This is a genomic window from Bradyrhizobium genosp. P (assembly GCF_049949265.1).
Taxonomy (GTDB): Bacteria; Pseudomonadota; Alphaproteobacteria; order Rhizobiales; family Xanthobacteraceae; genus Bradyrhizobium.
In genome coordinates, this window is record NZ_CP188195.1 from 9,784,001 (window position 1) to 9,807,962 (window position 23,962).

The 23,962-nt window shown below is 62.8% G+C and carries 26 protein-coding genes; 11 read left to right on the plus strand and 15 right to left on the minus strand.

Translation table 11 applies throughout. The features are described 5' to 3' along the window. Window position 1 precedes the first annotated feature (1 nt). The 4 genes from ACP2YO_RS47045 to ACP2YO_RS47060 form a co-directional block, all read right to left on the minus strand. A complete protein-coding gene (locus tag ACP2YO_RS47045) occupies window positions 2-859 on the minus strand; it encodes a branched-chain amino acid ABC transporter permease (RefSeq protein ID WP_426437926.1) in 858 nt (285 codons plus the stop codon). 42 nt (window positions 860-901) lie between these two features. Next, a complete protein-coding gene (locus tag ACP2YO_RS47050) occupies window positions 902-2,416 on the minus strand; it encodes an amidase (RefSeq protein WP_426437927.1) in 1,515 nt (504 codons plus the stop codon). Window positions 2,417-2,621: 205 nt separating this feature from the next. Continuing rightward, window positions 2,622-3,803 (minus strand): substrate-binding domain-containing protein, encoded by a 1,182-nt coding sequence (locus ACP2YO_RS47055; RefSeq protein ID WP_426437928.1) that lies wholly within the window; start codon window positions 3,801-3,803, stop codon window positions 2,622-2,624. Window positions 3,804-3,867: 64 nt separating this feature from the next. After that, entirely contained in the window at window positions 3,868-5,049 is a 1,182-nt protein-coding gene (locus tag ACP2YO_RS47060) for a substrate-binding domain-containing protein (protein ID WP_426437929.1), read from the minus strand. 177 nt (window positions 5,050-5,226) lie between these two features. On the opposite strand from ACP2YO_RS47060, the gene ACP2YO_RS47065 reads away from it, so the two are divergent. Both ACP2YO_RS47065 and ACP2YO_RS47070 read left to right on the plus strand, forming a co-directional pair. After that, entirely contained in the window at window positions 5,227-5,670 is a 444-nt protein-coding gene (locus tag ACP2YO_RS47065) for a MarR family winged helix-turn-helix transcriptional regulator (protein ID WP_426437930.1), read from the plus strand. Between the two features lie 218 nt (window positions 5,671-5,888). Further along, a complete protein-coding gene (locus ACP2YO_RS47070) occupies window positions 5,889-6,326 on the plus strand; it encodes a VOC family protein (RefSeq protein ID WP_426437931.1) in 438 nt (145 codons plus the stop codon). 288 nt (window positions 6,327-6,614) lie between these two features. On the opposite strand, the gene ACP2YO_RS47075 is transcribed toward ACP2YO_RS47070, so the two are convergent. The 4 genes from ACP2YO_RS47075 to ACP2YO_RS47090 form a co-directional block, all read right to left on the minus strand. After that, window positions 6,615-7,316: a hypothetical protein gene (locus tag ACP2YO_RS47075; RefSeq protein WP_426437932.1), complete on the minus strand. Its 702-nt coding sequence runs from the start codon at window positions 7,314-7,316 to the stop codon at window positions 6,615-6,617. A 94-nt stretch (window positions 7,317-7,410) separates the two neighbouring features. Next, window positions 7,411-7,605, minus strand: coding sequence for a hypothetical protein (locus tag ACP2YO_RS47080; RefSeq protein ID WP_426437933.1), 195 nt, complete (start codon window positions 7,603-7,605; stop codon window positions 7,411-7,413). Window positions 7,606-7,802: 197 nt separating this feature from the next. Continuing rightward, window positions 7,803-8,387, minus strand: coding sequence for a protein-S-isoprenylcysteine O-methyltransferase (locus ACP2YO_RS47085; protein ID WP_426437934.1), 585 nt, complete (start codon window positions 8,385-8,387; stop codon window positions 7,803-7,805). Continuing rightward, the gene (locus ACP2YO_RS47090; protein ID WP_426437935.1) at window positions 8,384-9,613 is read right to left on the minus strand and encodes a hypothetical protein; all 1,230 of its coding nucleotides are present in this window, start codon (window positions 9,611-9,613) and stop codon (window positions 8,384-8,386) included. Before ACP2YO_RS47090 ends, ACP2YO_RS47085 begins: the two co-directional genes overlap by 4 nt. Before the next feature lie 55 nt (window positions 9,614-9,668). Between ACP2YO_RS47090 and ACP2YO_RS47095 the strand changes: the two genes are divergently transcribed. Then, the gene (locus ACP2YO_RS47095; RefSeq protein ID WP_426437936.1) at window positions 9,669-10,517 is read left to right on the plus strand and encodes an SGNH/GDSL hydrolase family protein; all 849 of its coding nucleotides are present in this window, start codon (window positions 9,669-9,671) and stop codon (window positions 10,515-10,517) included. A gap of 42 nt (window positions 10,518-10,559) precedes the next feature. Here the strand turns inward: ACP2YO_RS47095 and secA are convergent, their stop codons facing one another. Next, window positions 10,560-13,412 carry a preprotein translocase subunit SecA gene (gene secA, locus ACP2YO_RS47100; RefSeq protein WP_426437937.1) on the minus strand — a complete coding sequence of 951 codons (2,853 nt, stop codon included), beginning with the start codon at window positions 13,410-13,412 and terminating at the stop codon, window positions 10,560-10,562. Window positions 13,413-13,756: 344 nt separating this feature from the next. On the opposite strand from secA, the gene ACP2YO_RS47105 reads away from it, so the two are divergent. Together ACP2YO_RS47105 and argJ are read left to right on the plus strand one after the other, a co-directional pair. Next, on the plus strand, window positions 13,757-14,719 hold the full coding sequence (locus tag ACP2YO_RS47105) for a peptidylprolyl isomerase (protein ID WP_426437938.1): 963 nt from the start codon (window positions 13,757-13,759) through the stop codon (window positions 14,717-14,719). A gap of 160 nt (window positions 14,720-14,879) precedes the next feature. Then, a complete protein-coding gene (argJ, locus tag ACP2YO_RS47110) occupies window positions 14,880-16,121 on the plus strand; it encodes a bifunctional glutamate N-acetyltransferase/amino-acid acetyltransferase ArgJ (protein WP_426437939.1) in 1,242 nt (413 codons plus the stop codon). Window positions 16,122-16,316: 195 nt separating this feature from the next. On the opposite strand, the gene ACP2YO_RS47115 is transcribed toward argJ, so the two are convergent. Further along, window positions 16,317-17,660, minus strand: a complete 1,344-nt coding sequence (locus tag ACP2YO_RS47115; protein ID WP_426437940.1) for a TadE/TadG family type IV pilus assembly protein — start codon at window positions 17,658-17,660, stop codon at window positions 16,317-16,319. Between the two features lie 166 nt (window positions 17,661-17,826). Between ACP2YO_RS47115 and ACP2YO_RS47120 the strand changes: the two genes are divergently transcribed. Then, window positions 17,827-18,237: a (deoxy)nucleoside triphosphate pyrophosphohydrolase gene (locus ACP2YO_RS47120; RefSeq protein ID WP_426443492.1), complete on the plus strand. Its 411-nt coding sequence runs from the start codon at window positions 17,827-17,829 to the stop codon at window positions 18,235-18,237. Between the two features lie 238 nt (window positions 18,238-18,475). On the opposite strand, the gene ACP2YO_RS47125 is transcribed toward ACP2YO_RS47120, so the two are convergent. Continuing rightward, window positions 18,476-19,318, minus strand: a complete 843-nt coding sequence (locus tag ACP2YO_RS47125; RefSeq protein ID WP_426437941.1) for a methyltransferase domain-containing protein — start codon at window positions 19,316-19,318, stop codon at window positions 18,476-18,478. A gap of 76 nt (window positions 19,319-19,394) precedes the next feature. Here ACP2YO_RS47125 and ACP2YO_RS47130 point away from each other — a divergent pair, with 76 nt between their 5' ends. From ACP2YO_RS47130 to ACP2YO_RS47150, 5 genes are read left to right on the plus strand one after another with little or no spacing between them, the layout of a single operon-like run. Next, the gene (locus tag ACP2YO_RS47130; protein WP_426437942.1) at window positions 19,395-20,204 is read left to right on the plus strand and encodes a ComF family protein; all 810 of its coding nucleotides are present in this window, start codon (window positions 19,395-19,397) and stop codon (window positions 20,202-20,204) included. 29 nt (window positions 20,205-20,233) lie between these two features. Continuing rightward, window positions 20,234-20,506 (plus strand): glutaredoxin 3, encoded by a 273-nt coding sequence (gene grxC, locus ACP2YO_RS47135; RefSeq protein WP_426437943.1) that lies wholly within the window; start codon window positions 20,234-20,236, stop codon window positions 20,504-20,506. After that, a complete protein-coding gene (locus ACP2YO_RS47140; protein WP_426437944.1) occupies window positions 20,506-21,384 on the plus strand; it encodes a carbon-nitrogen hydrolase family protein in 879 nt (292 codons plus the stop codon). The genes grxC and ACP2YO_RS47140 overlap by 1 nt, the downstream gene beginning before the upstream one ends. After that, window positions 21,381-21,854: a DUF1178 family protein gene (locus ACP2YO_RS47145; protein WP_426437945.1), complete on the plus strand. Its 474-nt coding sequence runs from the start codon at window positions 21,381-21,383 to the stop codon at window positions 21,852-21,854. Before ACP2YO_RS47140 ends, ACP2YO_RS47145 begins: the two co-directional genes overlap by 4 nt. Continuing rightward, window positions 21,851-22,279 (plus strand): EamA family transporter, encoded by a 429-nt coding sequence (locus ACP2YO_RS47150; RefSeq protein WP_426437946.1) that lies wholly within the window; start codon window positions 21,851-21,853, stop codon window positions 22,277-22,279. The genes ACP2YO_RS47145 and ACP2YO_RS47150 overlap by 4 nt, the downstream gene beginning before the upstream one ends. On the opposite strand, the gene ACP2YO_RS47155 is transcribed toward ACP2YO_RS47150, so the two are convergent. The 4 genes from ACP2YO_RS47155 to ACP2YO_RS47170 form a co-directional block, all read right to left on the minus strand. Further along, complete coding sequence (locus ACP2YO_RS47155; protein ID WP_426437947.1) at window positions 22,276-22,500, minus strand: GIY-YIG nuclease family protein; 225 nt, start codon at window positions 22,498-22,500, stop codon at window positions 22,276-22,278. The two genes, ACP2YO_RS47150 and ACP2YO_RS47155, sit on opposite strands and share 4 nt — an antisense overlap. A 154-nt stretch (window positions 22,501-22,654) precedes the next feature. Next, on the minus strand, window positions 22,655-22,936 hold the full coding sequence (locus ACP2YO_RS47160) for a GIY-YIG nuclease family protein (protein ID WP_426437948.1): 282 nt from the start codon (window positions 22,934-22,936) through the stop codon (window positions 22,655-22,657). Between the two features lie 182 nt (window positions 22,937-23,118). Continuing rightward, window positions 23,119-23,427, minus strand: a complete 309-nt coding sequence (locus tag ACP2YO_RS47165; RefSeq protein WP_426437949.1) for a GIY-YIG nuclease family protein — start codon at window positions 23,425-23,427, stop codon at window positions 23,119-23,121. Between the two features lie 157 nt (window positions 23,428-23,584). After that, window positions 23,585-23,866, minus strand: a complete 282-nt coding sequence (locus ACP2YO_RS47170; protein ID WP_426437948.1) for a GIY-YIG nuclease family protein — start codon at window positions 23,864-23,866, stop codon at window positions 23,585-23,587. Window positions 23,867-23,962: the final 96 nt, after the last annotated feature.

Here is a 23,962-nt window from a genome sequence, read left to right on the forward strand (position 1 = left end):
ACTAAACCCCTTTTCCAGCAATGAGGCCCTGCGGCCGGAATTTGATGAAGGCGATGGCGAGTACGAAGACGAGGACGTCGGCAACGACCGGTGACATCACCCATGGCAGCGCCGCGCTGAGCGTGCCGATCACGCCGGCGCCGGCGACCGGCCCGATGAAGGATCCGACCCCGCCGACCATGACGGCGACAAAACCCTGGATCAGGAAGCGGATGCCGAGATCGGCGAACAGGCTGAACACCGGCACGATCAGCGCGCCGGCGAGCCCCGCCAGCGCCGCGCCGAACGCGAAGGTCGTGCCGTAGATCAGCGGCGTCGAAATTCCCGACGCCCGCGCCAACGCCGGATTCTCCAGCGTGGCACGCACGCGCAACCCAAAACTGGTGCGCGACAGCAAGAGATAGCAGGCGGCCATCACCAGCAGCGTGATCACGATGATGGTGAAGCGCCAGGCCGAGATATGGATCGAGCCGATATCGATCGAGCCGCCGATCGGCTCCGGCACCGTGAGATAGAACCCGCCGATCAACGTGCGCACGCTCTCGCGGATGATCAGGCCGAGCGCATAGGTGCCGAGCATTGCCACGATCGGCGCGGCGTAGAAGCGCCGGATGATCAGCGCCTCCAGCACGAATCCGAGCGCGCCGACCACGAAGGGCGCGGCGACCATGCCGGCCCAGATTGGCACACCATGGCTGTACGCGAGATAAGTGACATAGGCCCCGAGCAGGACGAACTCGCCCTGCGCGAAGTTGAAGATGCCCATCATGCTGGCGATGATGCCGAGCCCGAGCACGACCAGAACGATGATCGCGCCGAAGCTCACGATCTCGAACGCCGCGGCGAAGGTGCTAGCCATGGTGTCCGATCCGTCCCGCTTGCGTCTGCAACAAGGAGCGCCTCACATCTTCTTCCAGTCGCCGGCCTGTTCGAAGGCATGCGCCGCGCGGTAGATGGCCTGCTCCTCGAACATCCGGCCGACCAGCATCAGGCCGACGGGCAGCCCGTCGACCATGCCGCAAGGCAACGACATCGCCGGGTGATGGGTGATGTCGAACGGCGCGGTGTTGGTGATCATCTCGAGCGCGCGGGCGATATAGTCTTCGCGGCTGGCATTAGGCTCGGGCAACTTCGTTGCCTTCATCGGCGTGGTCGGCAGCAGCAACAGGTCGTAATCCCCAAAGGCCTTGTCGTAGGCCGCGGTCAGGCGCCTGCTGATGTTGAGCGCCTTGCCGTAATAGCGCGGGCCGAAATTGTTGTTGATGTAGGTGCCGAGCAGCAGGAACAGCTTGGTGGTTTCCGACAGGGAATCCGCCTGGCGTCGCCAGCCGCGATGGAAATCCATCAGCGACGTCGAATAGAGGTCGGAGCGGCTGAGGCCGTAACCGTCGCCATACATCATGGTCTGGGTCATGCCTTCGGTGCCGATCGGCGTCCAGATCGCGGGGCCCATCATATGCATCGGGATCGAGACGGTCTCGACCGACGCGCCGAGGTCCTTGAAGCGCTTCGCCGCCTCGCGCACGCTCTCGTTCACCGCGGCTTCTGCGCCTGCCTGTTCAAAACCTTCCTTGAGGATACCGATCTTCATGCCCTTGACGCCGGCGCCGAGCGCCTTGGTGTACTGCTCGACGATCGGCGCCTTGATGCGCGGATCGTAACCGTCGTCGCCCGCGAGCACCTCGAGCAGCAGCGCATTGTCTTCCACCGTCGCGGTCATCGGGCCGGTGTGGTCGACGAAGATCTCGATCGGCATGATGCCGGTATAGGGCACGAGGCCCCAGGTCGGCTTCATGCCGTAGGTTCCGCAGAACGAGGACGGCATGCGGATCGAGCCGCCCTGGTCGCCGCCGATCGCCATGTCGACCTCGCCGAGCGCGACGACGACGCCGGAGCCCGATGACGAGCCGCCGGCCGAATAGCCCATCTTGTGCGGATTGTGCACCGCGCCAACGGCGTTGGTGTGGCTGCCGCCGGACATGCAGAAGGATTCGCAGTGCACCTTGCCGGCAATCTCGGCGCCGGCGTCGAGCATGCGCGTGACGATGGTGGCGTCGAAATCGGGCACATAGCCCTCCAGCGTCGCCGAGCCGTTCATCATGGGCACGCCGGCCAGCATGATGTTGTCCTTCAGCGCCACCGTCTTGCCCTTCAGCTTGCCGCTTGCCGCGCCCTTCACCGTCGACTTGCGGTACCAGGCGTTGCGCGGATTCTCCTCCGGCGAGGGCCGGTAGCCCGGCGTGCGCGGATATTTCACCTCGGGGACTTCGTCCGGCAGCGAGCCGACGAGATTGTAGGCTTCGATCGAGCCCTGCATCAGGCCGCGGAACGAGGCCACGTCCTCATCGGTCAGCGACAGGCCGCATTGATCGGCGACGGCACGAAGTTGCATTGGCGTGGGAAGGACGACTGTCACGGCGCTCTCCTGAAGTTTGATCCCGGTTAGCCCTGGCGTTCCCTGATGATTCTCGAGACGATTTTTGGGACGATCCTTGGGCACGAAGCCGCGGTCCGCTTGACGCTCGCGAACCGCCGGCCTCGTGACACTATTCAAAACGGAAATATTTTCCTTTTCAAGCATTATTTCGAATATCGCATCCGAAAGATGGCCGCACCGCCGGTCAGATCGCCTTGATCACCCTGAAGTCGAGGCCGTCAGCCTCGGCGAGATACATCGGCATCCTGGCATGGCCGCCGCGAACGGTGACCGCTCCGCGCGCGCCGCGATAGACAAGGTTGTCCGCTGCCGCGAGCAGCGGCCGCATGTCCAGCGTGCCGGCGCGGTTGGCGGCCGCTTCGAGCAGGCAGAATCCTTCATACGCGGACTCGCCGCACGATCCGACCGGCGGCGCGAATGGACCGAACATCGCGCGATAGCGATCCCTGAAATCGTCGCCGGCGTGCGAGCCGACGCTGGGGAAATAGCCGGAGGCACAGAACAAATTCTCGGTCTTGTCGGCGCCGACGCCGAGCAGCACGGTTTCGTCGACACAGCCGGCAAAGCGCAGCGTGGTCGCGGCGAGACCGGAATCGGCGAAGGCGCGGTTGAAGGTGATGCAGTCGTTCCCGATCAGCGAGATCAGCACCACATCGGGCTTTGCCGCACGGATGCGCGCCAGATGCGCCTCGTGATTGTCCTCGCCGACCGGCACGAACTCCTCACCGACCACCTGGCCGCCGGTCTCCCTGATGTAGCGCTTCACCGCTCGGTGCGACTGCCATGGCCACACATAATCGCTGCCGATCAGGTACCAGCGCGCGGCCCGCTTGACCTCGGCCAGCCAGTGGATCGAGGGCCGGATCTGCCAGCGCGGCGTCTCGCCGATCGCCACCACGCCCGGCGTGCGCTCGCCGCCCTCGTAGACCGACGCGTAAATGTAAGGAACGCGGTCGCGGGTCAGCTTGCGCAGCGCGACGCGGACCGCGCTGGTGTGCATGCCCATGATGAGATCGACTTCGTCGAACGCGATCGCCTGCTTGGCTTGATCCAGCACTTCGTCGAGCGGCCCGCCGGCGTCATAGACCGACAGCTCGATCTCGCGTCCGAGGATGCCGCCGCGCCTGTTGATCCCGGCGACCGCAAGCTGCGCCGCGCTGGTCGCGCAGGGGCCCCAGACCCCTGGCGAGCCCGTGCAGCAGATGAAGGCCCCGACCCGCAGCCGGCTGCTGGCGCCGCGCCGCCACAACGAGGCACGATCATCCGGCGCCATCGGCCAGCCGGCCGGCGACGACAGGTTTCTCAGCAGCATGGACGGCGGGAATGCAGGACCGCCGCGGACCGGGACGTCTACCGTCGAGAGCACACCATCTCCTGTCTGGCACCAGCACGTTCGGCTGATGACCGCGGCATCTTCGCTCGAAAACGCTCTAGTTCGTCTTGATCACCTTGAAGTCGAGGCCGTCGGCCTCGGCGAGATAGATTGGCATTTCGGCCCGGCCGTTGCGAATCGTAACGGCGCCGCGGGCGCCCGAATAGACGACGTTGCGGGCCGCCGCGAGCAGCGGCCCCATCGACAGCGAATTAGCGCGATTGGCCACCGCCTCCAGAAAGCGCAGCCCTTCGTAGTTGGACTGCCCGACCGAACCGACCGGCGGCGCGTGCGGTCCGAACATGGCACGATAGCGGTTCCGGAAGTCTTCATTGGCACGCGAGGCCACGCAACTGAAATAGCCGGAGGAACAGAACAGGTTCTCGGTGCTATCAGAGCCGATGCCAAGCAGCACCGTCTCGTCCATGGCGCCTGCGAAGCGCAGCGTGGTGGCGGCCAGCCCGGAAGCGGCGAAGGCGCGATTGAAGGTGATGCTGTCCGTCCCGATCAGCGTGATCAGCACGACGTCGGGCTTGGCCGCGCGAATCCGCGCCAGATGCGCCTCGTGATCGTCCTCGCCGAGCGGGACGAATTCCTCGCCGACGACCTGGCCGCCGGCCTCGGCAATGTAGCGCTTCACCGCGCGATGCGACTGCCAGGGCCAGACATAGTCGCTGCCGATCAAATACCAGCGCGAAGCCTTCTTGACGTCGGCCAGCCAGTGGATCGCCGGCCGGCTTTCCGCGCGCGGCGTCTCGCCGATCGCCATCACGCCGGGTGTGCGCTCGCCACCCTCGTAGACCGGCGTGTAGATGTAGGGCACGCGGCCGCTTGTGACCTTGCGCAGCGCGACGCGGACCGCGCTGATATGTGAGCCCATGACCAGGTCGATTTCGTCGAGGGCGATGGCTTGTTCGGCACGCTCGACCACGTCGTCCATCGGGCCGCCGGCGTCGTACATCGACAGCTCGATCTCGCGGCCGAGGATGCCGCCGCGCTTATTGATCTCGGCGACCGCGAGCAGGACGCTGTTGGTGGAGCTCGGACCCCAGATCCCGGGCGAGCCCGAGAAGGTAATGAAATTGCCGACCCGAAGCTTGCTGCTGGTCGCGCGGCGGCGCGACGAGCCGGGCTTGAAGGTCAATGCGAGATCGGCCGCGCAGGACGACGGATTTTTGAACAGCAGCGGCGGCGCGACGGGCAAGCCGCCGTGTGCCTGGAAATTAACCGTCGATAGCACGCCAACTCCTGTCTGGGAGCAATACGCAACGCAGCCAGCGGGGCGGCCGCGGCATCCGCCCTTGGTTGGGGGAATATTCTATGTGAAAATATTGAATATTCAACAATTGAAGTGCATATAGAAACGGCATGAGTTGCCGGACATTCACTCAACCGGGTCAGGACCCAGGTCGCAGCCGTGGCTAAACCGCCGAAAGAAAATTCCCCCATCACCGAACATCTCGCCTACCTGCTCGCGCAAGCGAACCGGGAGATCAACCGGCAGTTGGAGACGCGCCTGAGCAAGGAAGGCGTGCCGGTCGAACAGTGGCGCATCCTGAAAGTGCTGTCCGACGGCAACGGGCATTCGATGGGCGAGCTCGCCGATGCGGTGCTGCTCAACCATCCGACCCTCACCAAGATGATCGACCGCATGGTGTCGGACGCGCTGGTCTATCGCGTCCAGGATCCCAAGGATCGCCGCAAGGTGCTGATGTTCGTCTCCGATCGCGGCAAGGCGCTCTCCAGACGGCTGAACTCGCTCGCCGTGAGTCAGGAAGAGCACATCGTCGAGAGCTATGGCGACAAGTCGACCAACGAGCTCAAGCGCCTGCTGGAAAGCCTGATCGGCAGCGCGAACTGACGGCGAATCACCACCGCACCGGAACATCGAAAAAGAACCCGGTGCCAATGTCGGGTTCCCGCCATCCGGTCCGTCCTCTGGGCGCACCCGCGCCAGCGGAACCCATGACGGCAAGCGATATCGTCAACTGCCCGTCTTCAGTCCGCCCGCGGTGCGGCCTTCGCGACGAAGCGCGAAGGCTCTGATTCATTCCGCCCCATCAGCGAGGACATCCATTCATGACTTCGATCACGCCGTTCCTCTGGCTCGACAACAACGTCCGCGAGGCCGTCGCCTTCTACAAATCGGTATTTCCCAATGCCAAGGTGGAGACCGTCAACGACTTCATGGCGACATTCGAGCTCGAGGGCCAGCGGTTCAACGCCCTCAATGGTGGCCCGAAATTCAAGTTCAATGAGTCGGTATCCTTCTTCATCAGCGTCGAGACCCAGGAGGAGGTGGATTACTTCTGGACCAGGCTCACCGCCGACGGCGGCCAGGAAGGAAATTGCGGATGGCTGAAGGACAAGTTCGGGCTGTCCTGGCAGGTCGTGCCGACGGCACTTGGCCGCTATCTGAGCGACCCCGACCGCCCAAAGGCCGATCGCGCCATGCAGGCCATGATGAAGATGCGCAAGATCGTCATCGCCGATCTCGACAAGGCCCACGCCGGCTGAGATGCGAACATCCCGAGGATGCCGATGGTCGCCGGCGGCTCACTGGAGAGGCCGCCGGGCCAAAGGCTCCGCCCTGTCGGAAGTGACGGCAATCGGAGCCACGTGGCAAAGGAGGTGCCGACGACGGCAACGAATCCAATTGCGAATCGATCAGGGACAAGTTCGACCTGTCTCGGCAGGTTTCCTGGCAGGTTATTCAGGAGTGTTACGGCAAACGTAACGCGGCCGCCTTAGGGCGGCCGCGGCGTTCTTTCATTCGCGCCGTAAGTAAAGTCGTTGGCGGGAGAACTAACGTTCGGGATCCAGTTGCGCCGTTTGGCGCCCGCCGTTCAGTTCCTTCAGCTGGTTCACGTATTCCTCAGGCTTCATCAAAGGGAATGGAGCCTTCAAACCCATGAAGCTGGCGATACGACCAATAAAAGCCGTGCAATTGGTCGTTTCCGCATTCCAAAGCGGCGATGTCGCCTGAAGGTGCCTGATATACGCGAAGACCCGCTTCGCGTCGGGCTCGCTCAAGTACACGCGATAGCTGGCCGTCAAGTATTGCTCATCCAGGTCACCATAGCTCGCTCCGGTCTCGGAGGGCACCCACGTGAGATGTCCGAGCACGTAGGGCAGGACGTCGCCCGCGGGGTGCAGTCCTGCAACGTCGACCTTCCTCTCGCTGGTCTTGCCGAACCAGACAAACGCATGGCCATAAGAAGCTGCCGTGCGGGCACGAAAGTCCACGTAATACGGCCCTTTGGCCGTGGACCTTCGAATCGGTCTCACGTCTGCGGTGGAAGAAGCGCTTGGTCCAGCAACGGCCGCCGCGACAACCGTCCTTGACGACGGCTTATGCGGCTTGTCCTGCCGCAGCGGGGCCTGGTCCGTTTGCGAGGCCAGTTGCTGCGCATTACTGCTGCCGGCTCCCAAAGCCACTGACGCGGCAAGGGCACCAATTCCGGCAAGCAATTGCAGACCGCCCCGTTTCCGTTTCGTTTTTGACACCTTCAAACCCTCACAGAGGCAAGACGGCAGAACGAACCCCGAGCAGCGCCTTCAGCAAAAGCTGAAGGAGCGCGCTGTCCGGGTGGGCCTCGAATTAACCCTTGGTTACGATCGGAGCTTTTCCAACCGGGTACTTGCCGATCGGAGCCTTGCCGACCGGATACTTGCCGATCGGCATCTTGCCAATCGGAGCTTCAACAGCAACCGGCTGCGGATGAGGAAGGTCGGCTGCAGTAGCAGCGGCCATAAAACCGAATGTGGCGGCACCAACGACGAGAATTTTCAGCATCGTAATCTCCGAGATTAGTAGCGTGTGTGCCAACAACTAACCTCCTAACGGCTACGACGCAATTAACGCTGTAACGAGGTTGCACCCGCGCGGCCATTTCTTTGCCGGATGTGGCAAAAACGACACGGAGCGATTGCTTTATGTTGGTTTGCGTCCAGACATAGCGTCGGATGTGAGACCGATATCGCACATCCGGTTCAGAACAGCCTTGGTATAATGCGACCGGTCCGCGCCATATAGTCGCGATACTCGTCGCCAAATGCGTCCAGCATCATCCGTTCTTCTCTGGCAACCCGGCCGAAAAACAACGTCCCAAACCCGATCAGGCCGGACAAACCGGCCACCCAATTCGGCAACAGCAATGCCTGGGCGACAGCCCAAAGCCAGAATGCGGAATACATCGGGTGTCGAATTTTTCGATAAATGCCGTCTGTGATCAGATGATGATTTTCGCGCACATCGAGGCTTACCGACCAGTTCCGACCAAGGGCTCGATGGGTTAGTCGGAACATGACCAACGCCGCAACCGCCAGGAAGACGCCCAGCCAGGCTTGAGCCGGCCGAAAGGCGTACGATGCGAAATGCGGTAAGGCCGTCACAACGTAGATCAACGGCAGAATGCCAAGGCCCGTGAGCGATATCAGCAGCAGGGTGTTTTCGCGAGGGCCTCGGGCACTCCGCAAGACCCTTTCACGGCGGGCACGCCGCGCGAATTCGTAGCGGATCAGATACCAACCGACCGCCATCATCACAAACACGAACTTGGCAATACCAGGCGTCATCGTGAGCCCGGCGCCAGTTTCGCCAGCACGTCGTTGCCGACAGGCTTGCCAACAAGCGCGCCATCTTCGCCGATCATCGAAAGGGCGCCATCCTCGGCGAGGGTCTGGGATTTAGCCGAAACAGGTCCACAGACCAGCATGAAGTAATCGTACAACGCTCGCTTGTCGTTTCCACTGACGAATTGGCAGTGCATCCGGTAGAATCGAAGGCGGATGCGTCGATATACGGCCCGCTCGAGAGTCCGGCTGAATTCAACCAGCCTGATGACTGGGCTGTATTCAGTCGGCAATGACATTTCGGCCATCGGATTGGTATTATAAAAATTCATGATGTCGACCCGCGCCTGATACTCGCCCCAGAAGATGCCGGGCGCCCGGCTGACCCGCTCGACTGCCGCGCGAAAGCGTGTTGCTCCACGATGTAACCCGATCTTGAGCAGAGACGATCCGACCGTGAGAAGCGTGACGGGAATCCCATCGACGCCGAGCGCGGGATCCAGTCTCAGGGCTCGCTCAAGCAGATCGACCGCAATCACGGCACCAAGGCTGTGGCCCACGACGAGTATTTCATCCGCGTCAGAACCGCGGGCCGCCGCGACGATCTCTGTGGCAAATCTGTCCAATCGCCGTTCGATGGTCGGACTGCCGCTCCGAACATAATCGCGAGCAAAAATCCAGTCGTCGAACAACATGCCGATGTGCAGCCAACGCCACGGGCCGGCGAACAGCAACACGAGCATCAGCAAGCCCGCAACAGAGCCGATCAGAAGCGATCCGCCGATATGAACGGCCCAAACGCCGGCCAGCAAAGCGGCGGCCACCAGGATGCCGAACGTCACGAAGGGATACAGAAAGAAGCCCGCATAGTGCCAATTGGTGCGCAAGTAGCCCCGCAGAGCGCCGGCCGCGATGAAATCGAGACAAGCGATGACGCCAAGGGGAATTCGCTGCCAAATGGTTCGACGACTGAAATTTTCGATTTCGTCATCCCAACGAACAAGATGGTAGTCGGTTTCGACCTGCCAATTTACGCCACGCGTCGTCACGCTCCATTTGGTCTCGTCGTCATTGTCTTCGAGTTCGCCAACGGAAGCCTTGACTGACCAGGTCGATCCGAACCTTTGTATTTCACGCGCAAAGCGTCGTTGCGCCGCGACATGTGGCGTGATTGGATCGTAGCCGCCAACATGAAACACCAGCCGCTTCGCGACGGTGGCATTTGCCATCATTCTACCCTGAATTGATCATGCTCCCGCAACGGGCTCACGCCCGACGAGCCGAATGTCTAATACCGACCAGCGCCAACAGGCAACAGGACAAGTCAGCAACCGGGGGCTGGATTGTCCTCGTCGCAGGCTCATTGATAACTTCTTCCGGGTGGCCAGAATAGCCTGCATCGGCGCAGCGATCGGTGGCGGCCTGTCTGGAACCGCGTTTTCCCAGTCGCCGGATGCGGGCTCCCCTGTCGAGAAGTGCCTTGCGGTAAATTCGGGTCTTTCGCTGGGAGTCCAATTGCCGCGTACGGCGAAGCGTCTGAAGGCCGGCGAACCGCTCAAGATCGTCGCAATCGGCTCGTCCTCGACGGTCGGACTCTGGGTGCTCCGCTCGACGGAGACGTATCCCGAGGTGATGCGCCAGGAACTCCTGAGACTTAGACCAAACGTCCGGATTGGCGTCGTCAACAGCGGCCGGGTCGGGGACACCATTCCGGGCAACATCGCTCGTTTCGAGCGCGACGTTTTCGCCTACACCCCGGATCTCGTCATATGGCAATTGGGCACCAACGACATCGCCTGGGGCGGCACCCCCGACGACGGGCTCAAAAGCAAATTGGTTGAAGGCGTCAAGGCGTTAAAGGCCGGTTCAGCCGACGTCATCCTGATGGACCTGCAATATGCACCGATGGTGCTGCATTCGGACCACCATTCCACCATGGAGACGATCATTGCAGACGCCGCGAAGCAGGAACGTGTCGGGCTGTTCTCCCGCTTCGCGCTGATGCGCAACTCGATCGATGCCGGCGTTTCGCCGGGTTCGCTGGTTTCCTGGGACGGATTGCACAATACCGCGGACGGTTATGCCTGCATTGGTCGGGCCCTCGCCAGGGCCATCGCAAACAGCACCCGTTAGGAAAGACCTCTACTTGGGAAGACGTCTCCGAAGACGTCGCTTCTAACTCAGCTTCCCATGGCAGTGCTTGTACCGCTTGCCTGAGCCGCAGGGGCAATCCTCGTTGCGACCGATCTTGCCCCAGGTGGCGGGGTTGTTCGGATCGCGGTCGGAGGCCGCGGTTTTCGGCACCAGCGAGGCCTGCGTGTAATTCGCCTGCGCGAACGCCATCTCGTCCTCGCCGGTGTTCGGATCGAGCTTGTGCACTTCCATCGGCGGCAGCACCGGCTGCTGCTCTTCCGGCGGGACGATCTCGACCCGCATCAGCTGCGCGGTGACCGCCTCGCGCAGATGCGCGCTCATTTCCTGGAAGAGATTGAAGGCTTCCGTCTTGTATTCCTGCAGCGGATCGCGCTGGCCGTAGCCGCGCAGGCCGATCACCTGACGCAGATGGTCGAGCATCACGAGGTGCTCGCGCCACAGATGATCCATCGTCTGCAGCAGGATGGTCTTCTCGACGTAGCGCATCACGTCGGGGCCCCATTGCGCGACCTTGGCCGCCATGTGCTCGTCGACATGCTTTTCGATCCGCGACAGCAGTTCCTCGTCCGCGATGCCCTCTTCCTTGGCCCAGTCCTCGATCGGCAGATCGACGTCGAGCACGCGCCTCAGCTCTTCCTTCAGGCCCGCGGTGTCCCACTGCTCGGCATAGGCGTGCTCGGGAATGTGCTTGGCGACAACGTCCTCGACGAAGGCGTGACGCATGTCGGTGACGGTCTCGGCGACGCTGTCGTCCTTCATCAGGTCGATGCGCTGATCGAAGATCACCTTGCGCTGGTCGTTCTGGACGTTGTCGAACTTGAGCAGGTTTTTGCGGATGTCGAAGTTGCGCGCCTCGACCTTCTGCTGCGCCTTCTCCAGCGCCTTGTTGATCCAGGGATGGATGATCGCCTCACCCTCCTGCAGGCCGAGCCGCTGCAGCATGCTGTCGAGGCGGTCGGAGCCGAAGATGCGCATCAGGTCGTCTTCCAGCGACAGGAAGAACTTCGAACGGCCGGGGTCGCCCTGACGGCCGGAGCGGCCGCGCAGCTGGTTGTCGATGCGACGTGATTCGTGGCGCTCGGAGCCCATGATGTAGAGGCCACCCGGCTTCTTCACGGTCTTCGCCGGCTTCGAGCCCTTGGCAGCCTCGATCTCGACATCCTCTTCCGCTTTCAGCACGATTTCGCGGAAGCGCTCGATGTCGGCCTTGATCTGCTCGATCTTCTTGGCCTTCTCGGCCTCGTCGGTGATGCCGCCGGTCTCCTGCTGGATCCGCATCTCGAGCGAGCCGCCGAGCTTGATGTCGGTACCGCGGCCGGCCATGTTGGTCGCGATCGTGATCGCACCGGGCACGCCGGCTTCGGCGACGATATAGGCTTCCTGCTCGTGGAAGCGCGCGTTCAGCACCGCGAACAGCTTTGCCGGCTTGCCGGCGCGCGCCGCCGCATAGAGCTTGTCCATGCCGGCTTCGGCGCCGAAGTCGATCTGCTTGTAGCCGTGCTTCTTGAGATATTCGGCCAGCACTTCCGATTTCTCGATCGATGCCGTGCCGACCAGCACCGGTTGCAACCGCTTGTTGGCACGTTCGATCTCGGCGAGGATCGCCGCGTATTTCTCGCCCTGGGTGCGGTAGACCTCGTCGTCCTCGTCGAGACGCGCCACCGGCAGATTGGTCGGAATCTCCACGACCTCGAGCTTGTAGATGTCGAACAGTTCGTCGGCTTCGGTCAGCGCCGTGCCGGTCATGCCGGCCAGCTTCTCGTACATGCGGAAATAGTTCTGGAAGGTGATCGAGGCGAGCGTCTGGTTCTCCGGCTGGACCTGGACGTGCTCCTTGGCTTCCAGCGCCTGGTGCAGGCCCTCGGAATAGCGGCGGCCCTGCATCATGCGGCCGGTGAATTCGTCGATGATCACGACCTCGTCGTCGCGGACGATGTAGTCCTTGTCGCGGTTGAACAGCGTGTGCGCGCGCAGTGCCTGGTTGACGTGGTGCACGACGGAGACGTTCTCGACGTCGTACAGCGAATCGCCCTTGAGCTGGCCGGCGTCGCGCAGCAGGTTCTCGAGCTTCTCCATGCCGCCTTCGGTCAGCGTCACTCCGCGCTGCTTCTCGTCGACGTCGTAGTCGGTCTTGTCAAGCTTCGGAAAGAACGTGTCGATGGTGTTGTAGAAGTCCGAGCGGTCGTCGAGCGGACCGGAGATGATCAGCGGCGTGCGTGCTTCATCGATGAGAATGGAGTCCACTTCGTCGACGATGGCGTAGAAGTGCGCGCGCTGAACCATGTCCTCCAGGCGGTACTTCATGTTGTCGCGCAGATAGTCGAAGCCGTATTCGTTGTTGGTGCCGTAGGTGATGTCGCAGGCATAAGCCGCCTTGCGCTCGGCATCGTCGAGGCCGTGCACGATCACGCCGGTGGTCAGCCCGAGGAACGAATAGATCTGGCCCATCCAGGCGGAGTCGCGGCGGGCGAGGTAATCGTTGACGGTGACGACGTGGACGCCCTTGCCGGCGAGCGCGTTGAGGTAGACCGCAAGCGTTGCGACCAGCGTCTTGCCTTCGCCGGTCTTCATCTCGGCGATGTCGCCCTCATGCAGCACCATGCCGCCGATCAGCTGAACGTCGAAATGGCGTTGGCCGAGCGTCCGCTTGGCCGCCTCGCGCACCGTCGCAAAGGCCGGAACCAGCAGGTCGTCGAGCGTCTTGCCATCTGCGATCTGCTGCCTGAATTCGCCGGTGCGGGCCTTCAGCGCCTCGTCGGACAGTTTGACGATCTCGGGCTCGAGCTCGTTGATGGCGTTGACGCGGGATTGATACCCCTTGACCCGGCGGTCATTGGAGGAGCCGAAAAACTTGCGGGCGAGCGCGCCGATCATTGCGAAATTCCTGTTCTTCGGTCTTGCGTTACAGCCTGACGTAGTCCACCGGATCACCCATCAACTCACCGTGACGCGCTGCGGTTCGAGCCCCGACCGAGGGGCTCATCCGCCAATTGAGTGGGAAACAGGCTATCCAAAGTTCAACGCCAAAAACGCAGCAAAATAAGCGCCATCGCCGTTGACACGATGGGCCAGAGATATGGCCGGGTCGGGGGGTTGTCAACTTCGCCAAGATGTCAAGGAATTCATCATTTTGACAGACTTTTCGCGTTGCCAAGGCGGTGCGATTGGGCGAGTGTCCGCCGCGCTCGCACTTACCCCCTTTGAGACAAGGATTTTGCATGACCACGTCGCTCCCGGAAACCAAAACCGGCCTGCGCCTCGGCCTGGCCACCCTGGCCATGGCGGGCAGCCTTGCCGCACTTCTGGTCGCAGGCCTGCCGGCTCGGGCCGCGGATTCCGACCCGGTGCTCGCAAAGGTGAACGGTTCCGAAATTCGCGCCAGCGACGTAGCGCTCGCCGAGGAAGAACTGGGCCCGAGCCTCGCGCAGATGGATCCCGCGGCCAAGAAGGACAACGTGCTGTCTTTCCTGATCGACATGAAGATCGTGTCCAAGGCCGCCGAGGACAAGAAAGTCGAGAACTCCGACGACTTCAAGAAGCGCCTCGCCTTCACCCGCAGCCGCCTTTTGATGGACAGCCTGCTCGCCCAGCAGGGCAAGGCCGCGACCACCGACGACGCCATGAAGAAGGTCTATGAGGACGCCGCCAAGCAGATCACCGGCGAGCAGGAGGTGCGCGCCCGTCATATCCTGGTCGAAACCGAGGACGAAGCCAAGGCGATCAAGGCCGAGCTCGACAAGGGCGCCGATTTCGCCGAACTCGCCAAGAAAAAGTCGAAGGATCCAGGCGCCTCCGACGGAGGCGACCTCGGCTTCTTCACCAAGGAGCAGATGGTGCCGGAATTCTCCGCGGTCGCCTTCGCGCTCGAGCCGGGCAAGATCTCCGACCCGGTGAAGTCGCAGTTCGGCTGGCACATCATCAAGGTCGAGGAAAAGCGCAATCGCAAGGCGCCCGACTTCGACCAGGTGAAGGGCCAGATCGAGACCTATGTCACCCGCAAGGCGCAGGCCGATTATGTCGCCAAGCTGCGCGAGGCCGCCAAGATCGAACGCGCGGACGCGACGCCCCCCGCCGCGCCCGCCAAATCGGACGCCCCGGCGCCGGCGGATGCCGCCAAGGATCCTGCGAAGGATGCGCCGAAGCCGGCCGACAACAAGATGATGGCACCGGCGAAGAAGTAAGCGTCGCGAAGCATATTATCTCTTGCGATGGCCGGGCATGTCCCGGCCATTTGCATTTTTGAACGATTGATGACATTGGCACTCGCCGGCCTCGCCCCTCTCCCGCTTCGACGAGCGAGATGATAAGCAGCGCTTCCCTCCTCCCAGCCGGAAGCTTGCCATGTCCACCGCCGTCTCCCCCCTCGCCCCTTCAGACGTTCCCGAGATGCCCGCGATCGCGGGCGTGAGGCTTGCGACCGCTGCCGCCGGCATCCGCTACAAGGGCCGCACCGACGTGCTGCTGGCGCTGCTGGACAAGGGCACCACGGTGGCCGGCGTCTTCACCAAGTCGAAATGCCCTTCCGCGCCGGTCGAATGGTGCCGCGCCAAGCTGAAGGGCGGCCAGGCACGCGCCGTGGTAGTCAATTCCGGCAACGCCAACGCCTTCACCGGCAAGACCGGCAAGGCATCGACGGCGCTGACCGCGCAGATCGCGGCGAAGGCGGTTGGCTGCCCGGCCGGCGAGATCTTCCTCGCCTCGACCGGCGTGATCGGCGAGCCGCTTGATGCCACCAAGTTCGACGGCGTGCTGGCGACGCTCACGGAGACCGCGACGCCCGGCCACTGGATGGACGCGGCGAAGGCGATCATGACCACCGACACCTTCCCGAAGGTCGCCACCGCGACCGTGAAGCTCGGCAAGGCCAAGGTGACGATCAACGGCATGGCCAAGGGTGCCGGCATGATCATGCCCGACATGGCGACCATGCTGTCATTCGTCTTCACCGATGCGCCGCTGTCATCCGCCGTGCTGCAATCGCTGCTCAAGGCCGGCGTCGAGGACACTTTCAACGCCGTCACCATCGACGGCGACACATCGACCTCGGACACGCTGCTGGCATTTGCGACCGGCGCTGCCGCCGCAGCTGGCGCACCGAAGATCACCCGCGCCAGCGATCCGCGGCTGAAGGCGTTCGTCAAGGCGTTCAACGGCGTGCTCGCCGATCTGTCCGAACAGGTGGCGCGTGACGGCGAAGGCGCGCGCAAGCTGGTGGAGATCATCGTCGAGGGCGCCACAACGAAGCCGTCGGCGCGCAAGATCGCAATGTCGATCGCCAATTCGCCGTTGGTAAAGACCGCGATCGCCGGCGAGGACGCCAATTGGGGCCGCGTGGTGATGGCGGTCGGCAAGGCCGGCGAGCCCGCCAACCGCGATAAGCTGTCGATCTCGTTCAACGGCATCCGCGTCGCCAAGAGCGGCGCGCGCGATCCTTCCTACGACGAAAAGGAAGTGTCGGAGGCGATGAAGGCACCGAAGATCCAGATCAAGGTCGCCCTCGGCCTCGGCAAGGGCCGCGACCGCGTGCTGACCTGCGACCTCACCAAGGAATATATCGCGATCAACGGCGATTATCGGTCGTAGATAGTGCGGCCATCGCGAGGACGGCTCTCCGATCCGTCATCCCCGCGCAAAGGCTTGGCCTTTGTCGCTGGAGGCGCTCGCGAAGCGAGCCTCGAAGGATGCACGGCCACCAGCCGGGCCGTCGCCCTTCGAGGGCCGCTGAAGAAGCGACCACCTCAGGGTGACGGTGAAATGGTTTCGATGCGGCGGGCGGTGTCAGCTCGAGATCCGCGCGTCGGCGACGGCCTTCTTGAACAGTGCGGTCATCGCATCCGAAATACCCTGGGTCGGGCTGACCTCGAAATAAAAGCCGGGCGAGGCGCAAGCCTGCATGTTCTGCGCGATCTGGCTGTTGGGCGAGGGACCGAACGGACCCTGATTGAAGGGATCGATCCAGCTCATGTACCAGCTGTTGGTCGGCAGCTGCAGATAGGTGGTGTAGAGCACGGCGATCTTGATGCCGCGAGCCTTGATCGCGGTGCAGAGCGCGGGATTGATCGGCGACTGGCAGCGATTGGCGCCGCTGAGCGGTTTCAGGCAGGCTGTATTGGCTTCATCAGCCACACCGTCGGAGACAAAGAACAGGTATTTCAGCGGCGACGACGACGTTCCGGTTCCCGGCGCACTGATTGTATTGTTGATGGCCGGAAGCACCGTCGAGAACTGCGAGTCCTTGTCCGCGGTGTAGGCGTCGTTGTTGCCGTAGACTCCCATCAGGTCGATGTTGCCGGCTGCGGTCTTGGCGCTCGACAGGCTTGTCGACAGCGAGAACAGCGCGCGCAGACCGATGGTCGCCGACGAGGCGCCAAAATCGTAGATCGCCATCCGGAATTGACTGGAATAGGTCGCGGTCGCTGCCGCCGTGTCCATCAACTGCTGGGTCGCGCTGCGCAGCACGTCGATCCGGGTGGTGACGCCGAGCGTCTTGGCGAGATTGTAATAGTTGTTCGCGTTATTGTAGTCGTGACAGGCGAAGGCGCAGCTTTGATCCGAAGGCATTGACGCCGTCGCATTGACCATGGTCGTCACATCGGTCGGGGTCGCCGCAACGCCCATCGACGGCGAATTGTCGAGCAGCAGATAGAAGTCGATGTAGAGCGGCATGTTGGCGGTGGAGCTGGATGTGCCCGTCACGGTGATCGTCCTGGAGCCCACCAGGCCGAGGAACATGGTCGGGACGGTGGCCGAGAATTGCACCGTCGAGGTGAGGGTGCCGCCAGTCTTGGTGACGGCCGGCGTCACGCCGCCGAGCGTGAAGCCGTTCTGGTTGAAGACATTGCCGTTGAATATCTTGGTGGCGTCGGCGGCGCCCGCCGGGACCGGACCATCCGAGGTCATCGCACCGGCAGCGATGAAACCCGCTGACGCCTTGGCGATCGATCCGACGCTCGCGGCATCAGCGGCCGACTGCAGTTTGGTGCGGATCTGGTTGGCACGGGAATAGTCGACTGCGCATCCGACGGCGACGACCATCGGCAGCAACAGAAGGGCAAAGATGATCGCGACATTGCCCGAACGATCGCTGCGAAAGCAGCGGAGGATCAACATCAGGAAACGCATGGCTTTTATGGGTATATGAGTTTCTATGGGTACCCTCATTTTGCCGGTAGCGCATTAAGGGGAACTTATCGCGATCGCAGAAAGGCGAGCGGAAACAAATCGTTTGGCCCGCAGAGCGTTGCTGGTTAAGGAAAGCTTGCTCCACGCGCCGGAAGACAAGCCCGATATGGCCGATCTCAAGCTCACCCTCGTCATTGCCTGCGCGCTGGTCGATGCCGACAACCGCGTGCTGCTGGCGCAGCGTCCGGAAGGCAAGGCGCTCGCCGGCCTGTGGGAATTCCCGGGCGGCAAGCTCGAACCCGGCGAGCGGCCGGAACAGACCCTGATCCGCGAGCTGCACGAGGAGATCGGCATCACGGTGAGCGAGCCGTGTCTCGCGCCGCTGACCTTTGCCAGCCACGCCTACGAGACCTTTCACCTCCTGATGCCGCTGTACATCTGCCGCCGCTGGGAGGGTATCGCGATGGCGCGCGAGGGCCAGAACCTCGCCTGGGTTCGCCCCAACAAGCTCCGCGACTACCCGATGCCGCCAGCGGACATTCCGCTGTTGCCGCATCTGATCGATCTGTTGATGTGAGCTGAACTCGTGATGCGCGCGCTCTGCCACCTCCCCTTCGTGGGGCCGTCGCGCGGGCACGCTGAAAAATATCGAAAACAACCCCATGCAAAGTAGCCGGCGGCCGCCGGCGTTCGACAGGGCAACTTGACACGTCGGGCAAATCAGCGATATTTTTCCAATATTCCGAAATCGTCCAGCATCCCTCGCCTTAACTCTTCTCCGCAAGCGGGAGAGGGAGCCCTGACGCTGTGCGTCCCTAGCGTTTCGTCCCCTTCACCGCGGCCTCCAGGCTCGCCTTTGCCGAGCCCGGCTTCAGCGGCTTCGGCTGGCTGTCATGCGGCGCCCAGCCGGACAGCCAGACGATATCGAAGGTGGCGCGGATGCGGCCATCGGCGTCGGCAAAGCGTTCGGCGTAGATCTCCGCCATGCGCAGCATGGTGGCGCGGCGGGTCGGGATGCGGCGGCGCTCGTGCAAGACATTGGTTGCGCCCATGCGCCGCAAGTCCTGCATCAGCGCGAATGCGCTGTCGTAGCGCACCACGACGCGGTCGACATCGGTCACAGGCAGCGCGAAGCCCGCCCGCTGCAACAGCGCGCCGATATCGCGCAGATCGGCGAACGGCGCGACGCGCGGCGACACGCCACCCTCGCATTCGGCCTCCGCCGCAGCAAAACTCTGTCGGAGTTCAGTCAGCGTGTCGCCGCCGAGCATGGCCGCGAGCAGCAGCCCGTCCGGCTTCAGCGCGCGGCCGATTTGCGCCAGTACGCCGGGGAGATCGTTGACGAACTGGAAGGCCAGCGCCGAGACCACAAGGTCGAGCGACTCTGACGGCAAGGAAAGCGCCTCCGATTCGCCGAGCTCGATCCGCTTGATCGCACTGAGGCGCCCCTGCACCGCCTCCACGAGCCCCGGACCCGGCGTCCAGATGTCGGCCGCCGTCGCAAACGGCCGCGCCACCGCAAGCAGCCGGTCGGCCAAATCCTCCGCGGCGCGATCGAGCAGGAACGTCACCGCGCCCTCGCGCCGCGCACGTTCTAGCCGCCCGCCAAGCAATGCGCGGTCGAACAGAACGGGGGCTGCCGGCGGATTCGAAACCATGCCGGCTGGTTACGCCGGACGATTGCTGCTGACAATCCGGGTTGAGCTTGGCCCATCGCGGCGCTAGCCTGCTGCCATGGACGCCGAGGTATCCCCGTCACGCTCCGTCGCGAGCCATCTGCGCAGCGCGCTCGGCGCTGTCGGCGGCGCATGGATGCACACGGCGCGCCTGGCGCTCGACATCGCGCTGCCGACGCTGTGCGTGTCATGCCGCGAGCCGGTCGCCGGCGAAGGTGTCTGCGCGGCGTGCTGGTCGAAACTGTCGTTTATCGCGCCGCCATACTGCCCGCGGCTCGGCATACCCTTCGTTTATGATCCTGGTCCCGAGCTGCTGTCGATGGAAGCGATTGCCAATCCGCCGACGTACCAGCGCGCTCGCGCCGCGGTGCGCTATGACGATATCGCGCGCACGCTGGTGCATACGCTGAAATACCAGGACCGCACCGATTTGGCGCCCATTATGGGTCGCTGGATGGCGCGGGCGGGGAAGGAAATGCTGGACGATGCCGATGTGTTGGTTCCGGTTCCCCTGCACTGGAAACGCGGCTGGAGCCGGCGCTACAACCAGTCTGGCGCGCTGGCCAAGGTGATTTCGCGGCAGAGCGGCGTCAAGATGGGCTCCGAGGCGCTCCGGCGCGTCCGCGCCACCGAGCAGCAGATCGGGCTGTCACGCCCGCAACGCGCCAGCAACGTCCAGGGCGCTTTCAAGGTCACAGATGAACGCAAGGCTGACATCCAGGGCCGCCGAATCATCCTGGTCGACGACGTCCTGACCTCGGGCGCGACGGTGGATGCCTGCGCGCGGGCACTGTTGCGGGCGAAAGCGGCACAGGTCGACGTGCTGGTGTTCGCCCGGGTTGTCGAGAGCCACCGTGCTCCCATATAATCTGACATCCAGGTTCACCCGAGCGCACCATGACCGCTGCCATTGAAATCTACACCCGACCGGGCTGCGGTTACTGCAGCGCAGCCAAATCGCTGCTGACGCGCAAGAACGCCGCCTTCACGGAACTGAACGTCGCCAGCAACGCCGCCTACCGTGACGAGATGTACGGCCGCGCCGGCGCCGGCTCGACGTTTCCCCAGATCTTCATCGGCAAGAGCCATATCGGCGGCTGCGATGAGCTCTATGCGCTCGACCGCGAGGGCAAGCTCGACGGCCTGTTGACCAACGGAGGCGGCGCCTGATGAGCACGGACATGACCTTCACCGCCGCCATGGTGCAGATGCGCACCGGCCTGTTGCCCGAGCCGAGCCTGGAGCAGGGTACACGGCTGATCCGTGAAGCGGCAGCGCAGGGCGCTGACTATGTGCTGACGCCCGAAGTCAGCAACATGATGCAGCTCAATCGCAAGGCGCTGTTCGAGCATCTGGCCAGCGAAGAGGACGACAAATCGCTGAAGGCCTATCGTGCGCTCGCCGCCGAGCTGAAGATTCATCTGCATATCGGCTCGCTGGCGCTGCGCTTCTCGCCGGAAAAGGCCGTGAACCGCTCGTTCCTGATCGGGCCTGACGGCAATCTGTTGGCGAGCTACGACAAGATCCATATGTTCGACATCGACCTGCCCGGCGGCGAGAGCTATCGCGAATCCGCGAACTACCAGCCGGGCGAGACCGCCGTGATCTCGGACCTGCCATGGGGCCGGATCGGGCTGACCATCTGCTACGATGTGCGCTTCCCGGCGCTCTATCGCGCGCTGGCCGAGGCCGGTGCGTCGTTCCTCACGGTGCCCTCGGCCTTCACCCGCAAGACCGGCGAAGCGCATTGGCACACCCTGCTGCGCGCCCGCGCCATCGAGACCGGCTGCTTCGTGTTCGCTGCCGCCCAGGCCGGCCTGCATGAGAACAAGCGCGAGACCTTCGGCCATTCGCTGATCATCGACCCCTGGGGCGAGATTCTTGCCGAGGGCGGCGTCGAGCCCGGCGTGTTCCTCGCCAGGATCGATACCGCCAAGGTCGAGACCGCGCGCAAGACCATCCCCTCGCTGCAGCACGGACGGCGCTTCGGCATCGCCGACCCCAAGGCCGGCCCGGAGCATCTGCACCTCGTCCGGGGCTCGGCATGATCCGCTACACCCTGCGCTGCGAGACCGGCCACGAGTTCGAGAGCTGGTTCCAGAGCTCGTCGGCCTACGAAACGCAGGAGCGGCGTCATCTGATCAACTGCCCGGCCTGCGGCTCGGCCAAGGTCGAGCGCGCCATCATGGCCCCGCGGATCGTCGGCAAGAAGGGCCGCGACAAGGCTGCGCCCGAAGTGACCGCACCGCCTGCCGAGGTGCCGGCGACCGAATCGACCTCGCTGATGATGGCGCAGGAGCGCGAACTGCGCGTCAAGCTGAAGGAGCTGCGCGACCACATCGTGAAGAACGCCGACAATGTCGGCGAGCGCTTCCCCAACGAAGCGCGCAAAATGCATTACGGCGACATCGAGCATCGCCCGATCTACGGCGAGGCGTCGCCCGAAGAGGCGCGTGCGCTGGTCGACGAAGGTGTCGAGGTCTCGCCGCTGCCGACCCTGCCGGACGACAGGAATTGACATTTAGCTGGCAAGTCTGGGCGCTGCTCTCGGCATTCTTCGCAGCTCTCACCGCGATCTTCGCCAAGGTCGGCGTCGAAGGCATCAACTCCGATCTCGCCACCCTGATCCGCACCGTGATCGTGCTGATCACGTTATCAGCAATCCTGTTCGCGACCGGACAATTCACCCAGGCGGGACCGATCTCAGGCAAAAGCTGGCTGTTCCTGCTGTTCTCCGGGCTCGGCACCGGCGCATCCTGGATCTGCTATTTTCGCGCGCTCAAGCTTGGCCCCGCGACACTGGTCGCACCGATCGACAAATTGAGCGTCGTGCTGGTGGCGCTGTTCGGCGTCGTCTTTCTCGGCGAGCGTCCTTCGTTCTACGGCTGGATCGGGATTGCGCTGATCTCGGCCGGCGCCGTGCTGATCGCGGCGAAAGGTTAAGCGTTTTCGAGCGAAGTGGACACCGGTTCGCGCGAAGAAATCGCGTCAAAAATGACTACGCGGCAATCAGCAGCGCAACACGACGAGCCCTTGCCGATCTTGTGCTGCTCAAGCCGCTTCTGCACGGAATTCGTCACGCCGATATACAGCGCGCCATGGCGTCGGCTGGCGAGGATGTAGCATGGTAGTACATGCTCGGAACGCGGACCTCGCGCCATCATGTGGGCCGGTGGTTATGGGTCCCTGCTTTCGCAGGGACGACACTTCCCGTTTGGAAACAGCGTCTCACATTTTTACCATTCGCACCGCAAACTCCCCGTCGTCCCTGCGAAAGCAGGGACCCATAACCACAGGGAGCAGTTTGGGGCACACCCGTCAAACCAGTAGACCACTAAGGTCTTGCCACTCCGGATTGTCGCGTTCGATCAGCTCGATCTTCCAGTCGCGCTTCCATTTCTTGAGCTGCTTCTCGCGCGTGATGGCTTCTTCGGCGCGCTGATACGATTCGACGTGCACGAGACGATAGACGCCGTAGGTCTTGACGAATGACGAGCCCTTGCCGATCTTGTGCTGCTCAAGCCGCTTCTGCACGGAATTCGTCACGCCGATATACAGCGTGCCGTGGCGTCGGCTGGCGAGGATGTAGACATAGTACATGCTCGGAACGACGACCTCGCGCCATCATGTGGGCCGGTGGTTATGGGTCCCTGCTTTCGCAGGGACGACACTTCCCGTTTGGAAACAGCGTCTCACATTTTTACCATTCGCACCACAAACTCCCCGTCGTCCCTGCGAAAGCAGGGACCCATAACCACAGGGAGCAGTTTGGGGCACACCCGTCAAACCAGTAGACCACTAAGGTCTTGCCACTCCGGATTGTCGCGTTCGATCAGCTCGATCTTCCAGTCGCGCTTCCATTTCTTGAGCTGCTTCTCGCGCGTGATGGCTTCTTCGGCGCGCTGATACGATTCGACGTGCACGAGACGATAGACGCCGTAGGTCTTGACGAATGACGAGCCCTTGCCGATCTTGTGCTGCTCAAGACGCTTCTGCACGGAATTCGTCACGCCGATATACAGCGCGCCATGGCGTCGGCTGGCGAGGATGTAGCATGGTAGTACATGCTCGGAACGACGACCTCGCGCCATCATGTGGGCCGGTGGTTATGGGTCCCTGCTTTCGCAGGGACGACACTTCCCGTTTGGAAACAGCGTCTCACATTTTTACCATTCGCACCACAAACTCCCCGTCGTCCCTGCGAAAGCAGGGACCCATAACCACAGGGAGCAGTTTGGGGCACACTCGTCAAACCAGTAGACCACTAAGGTCTTGCCACTCCGGATTGTCGCGTTCGATCAGCTCGATCTTCCAGTCGCGCTTCCATTTCTTGAGCTGCTTCTCGCGCGTGATGGCTTCTTCGGCGCGCTGATACGATTCGACGTGCACGAGACGATAGACGCCGTAGGTCTTGACGAATGACGAGCCCTTGCCGATCTTGTGCTGCTCAAGCCGCTTCTGCACGGAATTCGTCACGCCGATATACAGCGTGCCATGGCGTCGGCTGGCGAGGATGTAGACATAGTACATGCTCGGAACGACGACCTCGTCCTATCACATAGGCGGGTGGTTATGGGTCCCTGCTTTCGCAGGGACGACAACGAGTTGGTGGAGAGAACGTCACCC

Coding starts and splice junctions, on each gene's coding strand:
- ACP2YO_RS47105 (WP_426437938.1), top strand. CDS start 13,757: ATGACCACGTCGCTCCCGGAAACCAAAACCGGCCTGCGCCTCGGCCTG.
- secA (WP_426437937.1), bottom strand. CDS start 13,412: ATGATCGGCGCGCTCGCCCGCAAGTTTTTCGGCTCCTCCAATGACCGC.
- ACP2YO_RS47165 (WP_426437949.1), bottom strand. CDS start 23,427: ATGGCGCGAGGTCGTCGTTCCGAGCATGTACTACCATGCTACATCCTC.
- ACP2YO_RS47070 (WP_426437931.1), top strand. CDS start 5,889: ATGACTTCGATCACGCCGTTCCTCTGGCTCGACAACAACGTCCGCGAG.
- ACP2YO_RS47115 (WP_426437940.1), bottom strand. CDS start 17,660: ATGCGTTTCCTGATGTTGATCCTCCGCTGCTTTCGCAGCGATCGTTCG.
- ACP2YO_RS47170 (WP_426437948.1), bottom strand. CDS start 23,866: ATGTACTATGTCTACATCCTCGCCAGCCGACGCCATGGCACGCTGTAT.
- ACP2YO_RS47085 (WP_426437934.1), bottom strand. CDS start 8,387: ATGACGCCTGGTATTGCCAAGTTCGTGTTTGTGATGATGGCGGTCGGT.
- ACP2YO_RS47045 (WP_426437926.1), bottom strand. CDS start 859: ATGGCTAGCACCTTCGCCGCGGCGTTCGAGATCGTGAGCTTCGGCGCG.
- ACP2YO_RS47130 (WP_426437942.1), top strand. CDS start 19,395: ATGGACGCCGAGGTATCCCCGTCACGCTCCGTCGCGAGCCATCTGCGC.
- ACP2YO_RS47080 (WP_426437933.1), bottom strand. CDS start 7,605: ATGCTGAAAATTCTCGTCGTTGGTGCCGCCACATTCGGTTTTATGGCC.
- ACP2YO_RS47095 (WP_426437936.1), top strand. CDS start 9,669: ATGTCTAATACCGACCAGCGCCAACAGGCAACAGGACAAGTCAGCAAC.
- grxC (WP_426437943.1), top strand. CDS start 20,234: ATGACCGCTGCCATTGAAATCTACACCCGACCGGGCTGCGGTTACTGC.
- argJ (WP_426437939.1), top strand. CDS start 14,880: ATGTCCACCGCCGTCTCCCCCCTCGCCCCTTCAGACGTTCCCGAGATG.
- ACP2YO_RS47145 (WP_426437945.1), top strand. CDS start 21,381: ATGATCCGCTACACCCTGCGCTGCGAGACCGGCCACGAGTTCGAGAGC.
- ACP2YO_RS47140 (WP_426437944.1), top strand. CDS start 20,506: ATGAGCACGGACATGACCTTCACCGCCGCCATGGTGCAGATGCGCACC.
- ACP2YO_RS47155 (WP_426437947.1), bottom strand. CDS start 22,500: ATGATGGCGCGAGGTCCGCGTTCCGAGCATGTACTACCATGCTACATC.
- ACP2YO_RS47120 (WP_426443492.1), top strand. CDS start 17,827: ATGGCCGATCTCAAGCTCACCCTCGTCATTGCCTGCGCGCTGGTCGAT.
- ACP2YO_RS47125 (WP_426437941.1), bottom strand. CDS start 19,318: ATGGTTTCGAATCCGCCGGCAGCCCCCGTTCTGTTCGACCGCGCATTG.
- ACP2YO_RS47090 (WP_426437935.1), bottom strand. CDS start 9,613: ATGGCAAATGCCACCGTCGCGAAGCGGCTGGTGTTTCATGTTGGCGGC.
- ACP2YO_RS47160 (WP_426437948.1), bottom strand. CDS start 22,936: ATGTACTATGTCTACATCCTCGCCAGCCGACGCCACGGCACGCTGTAT.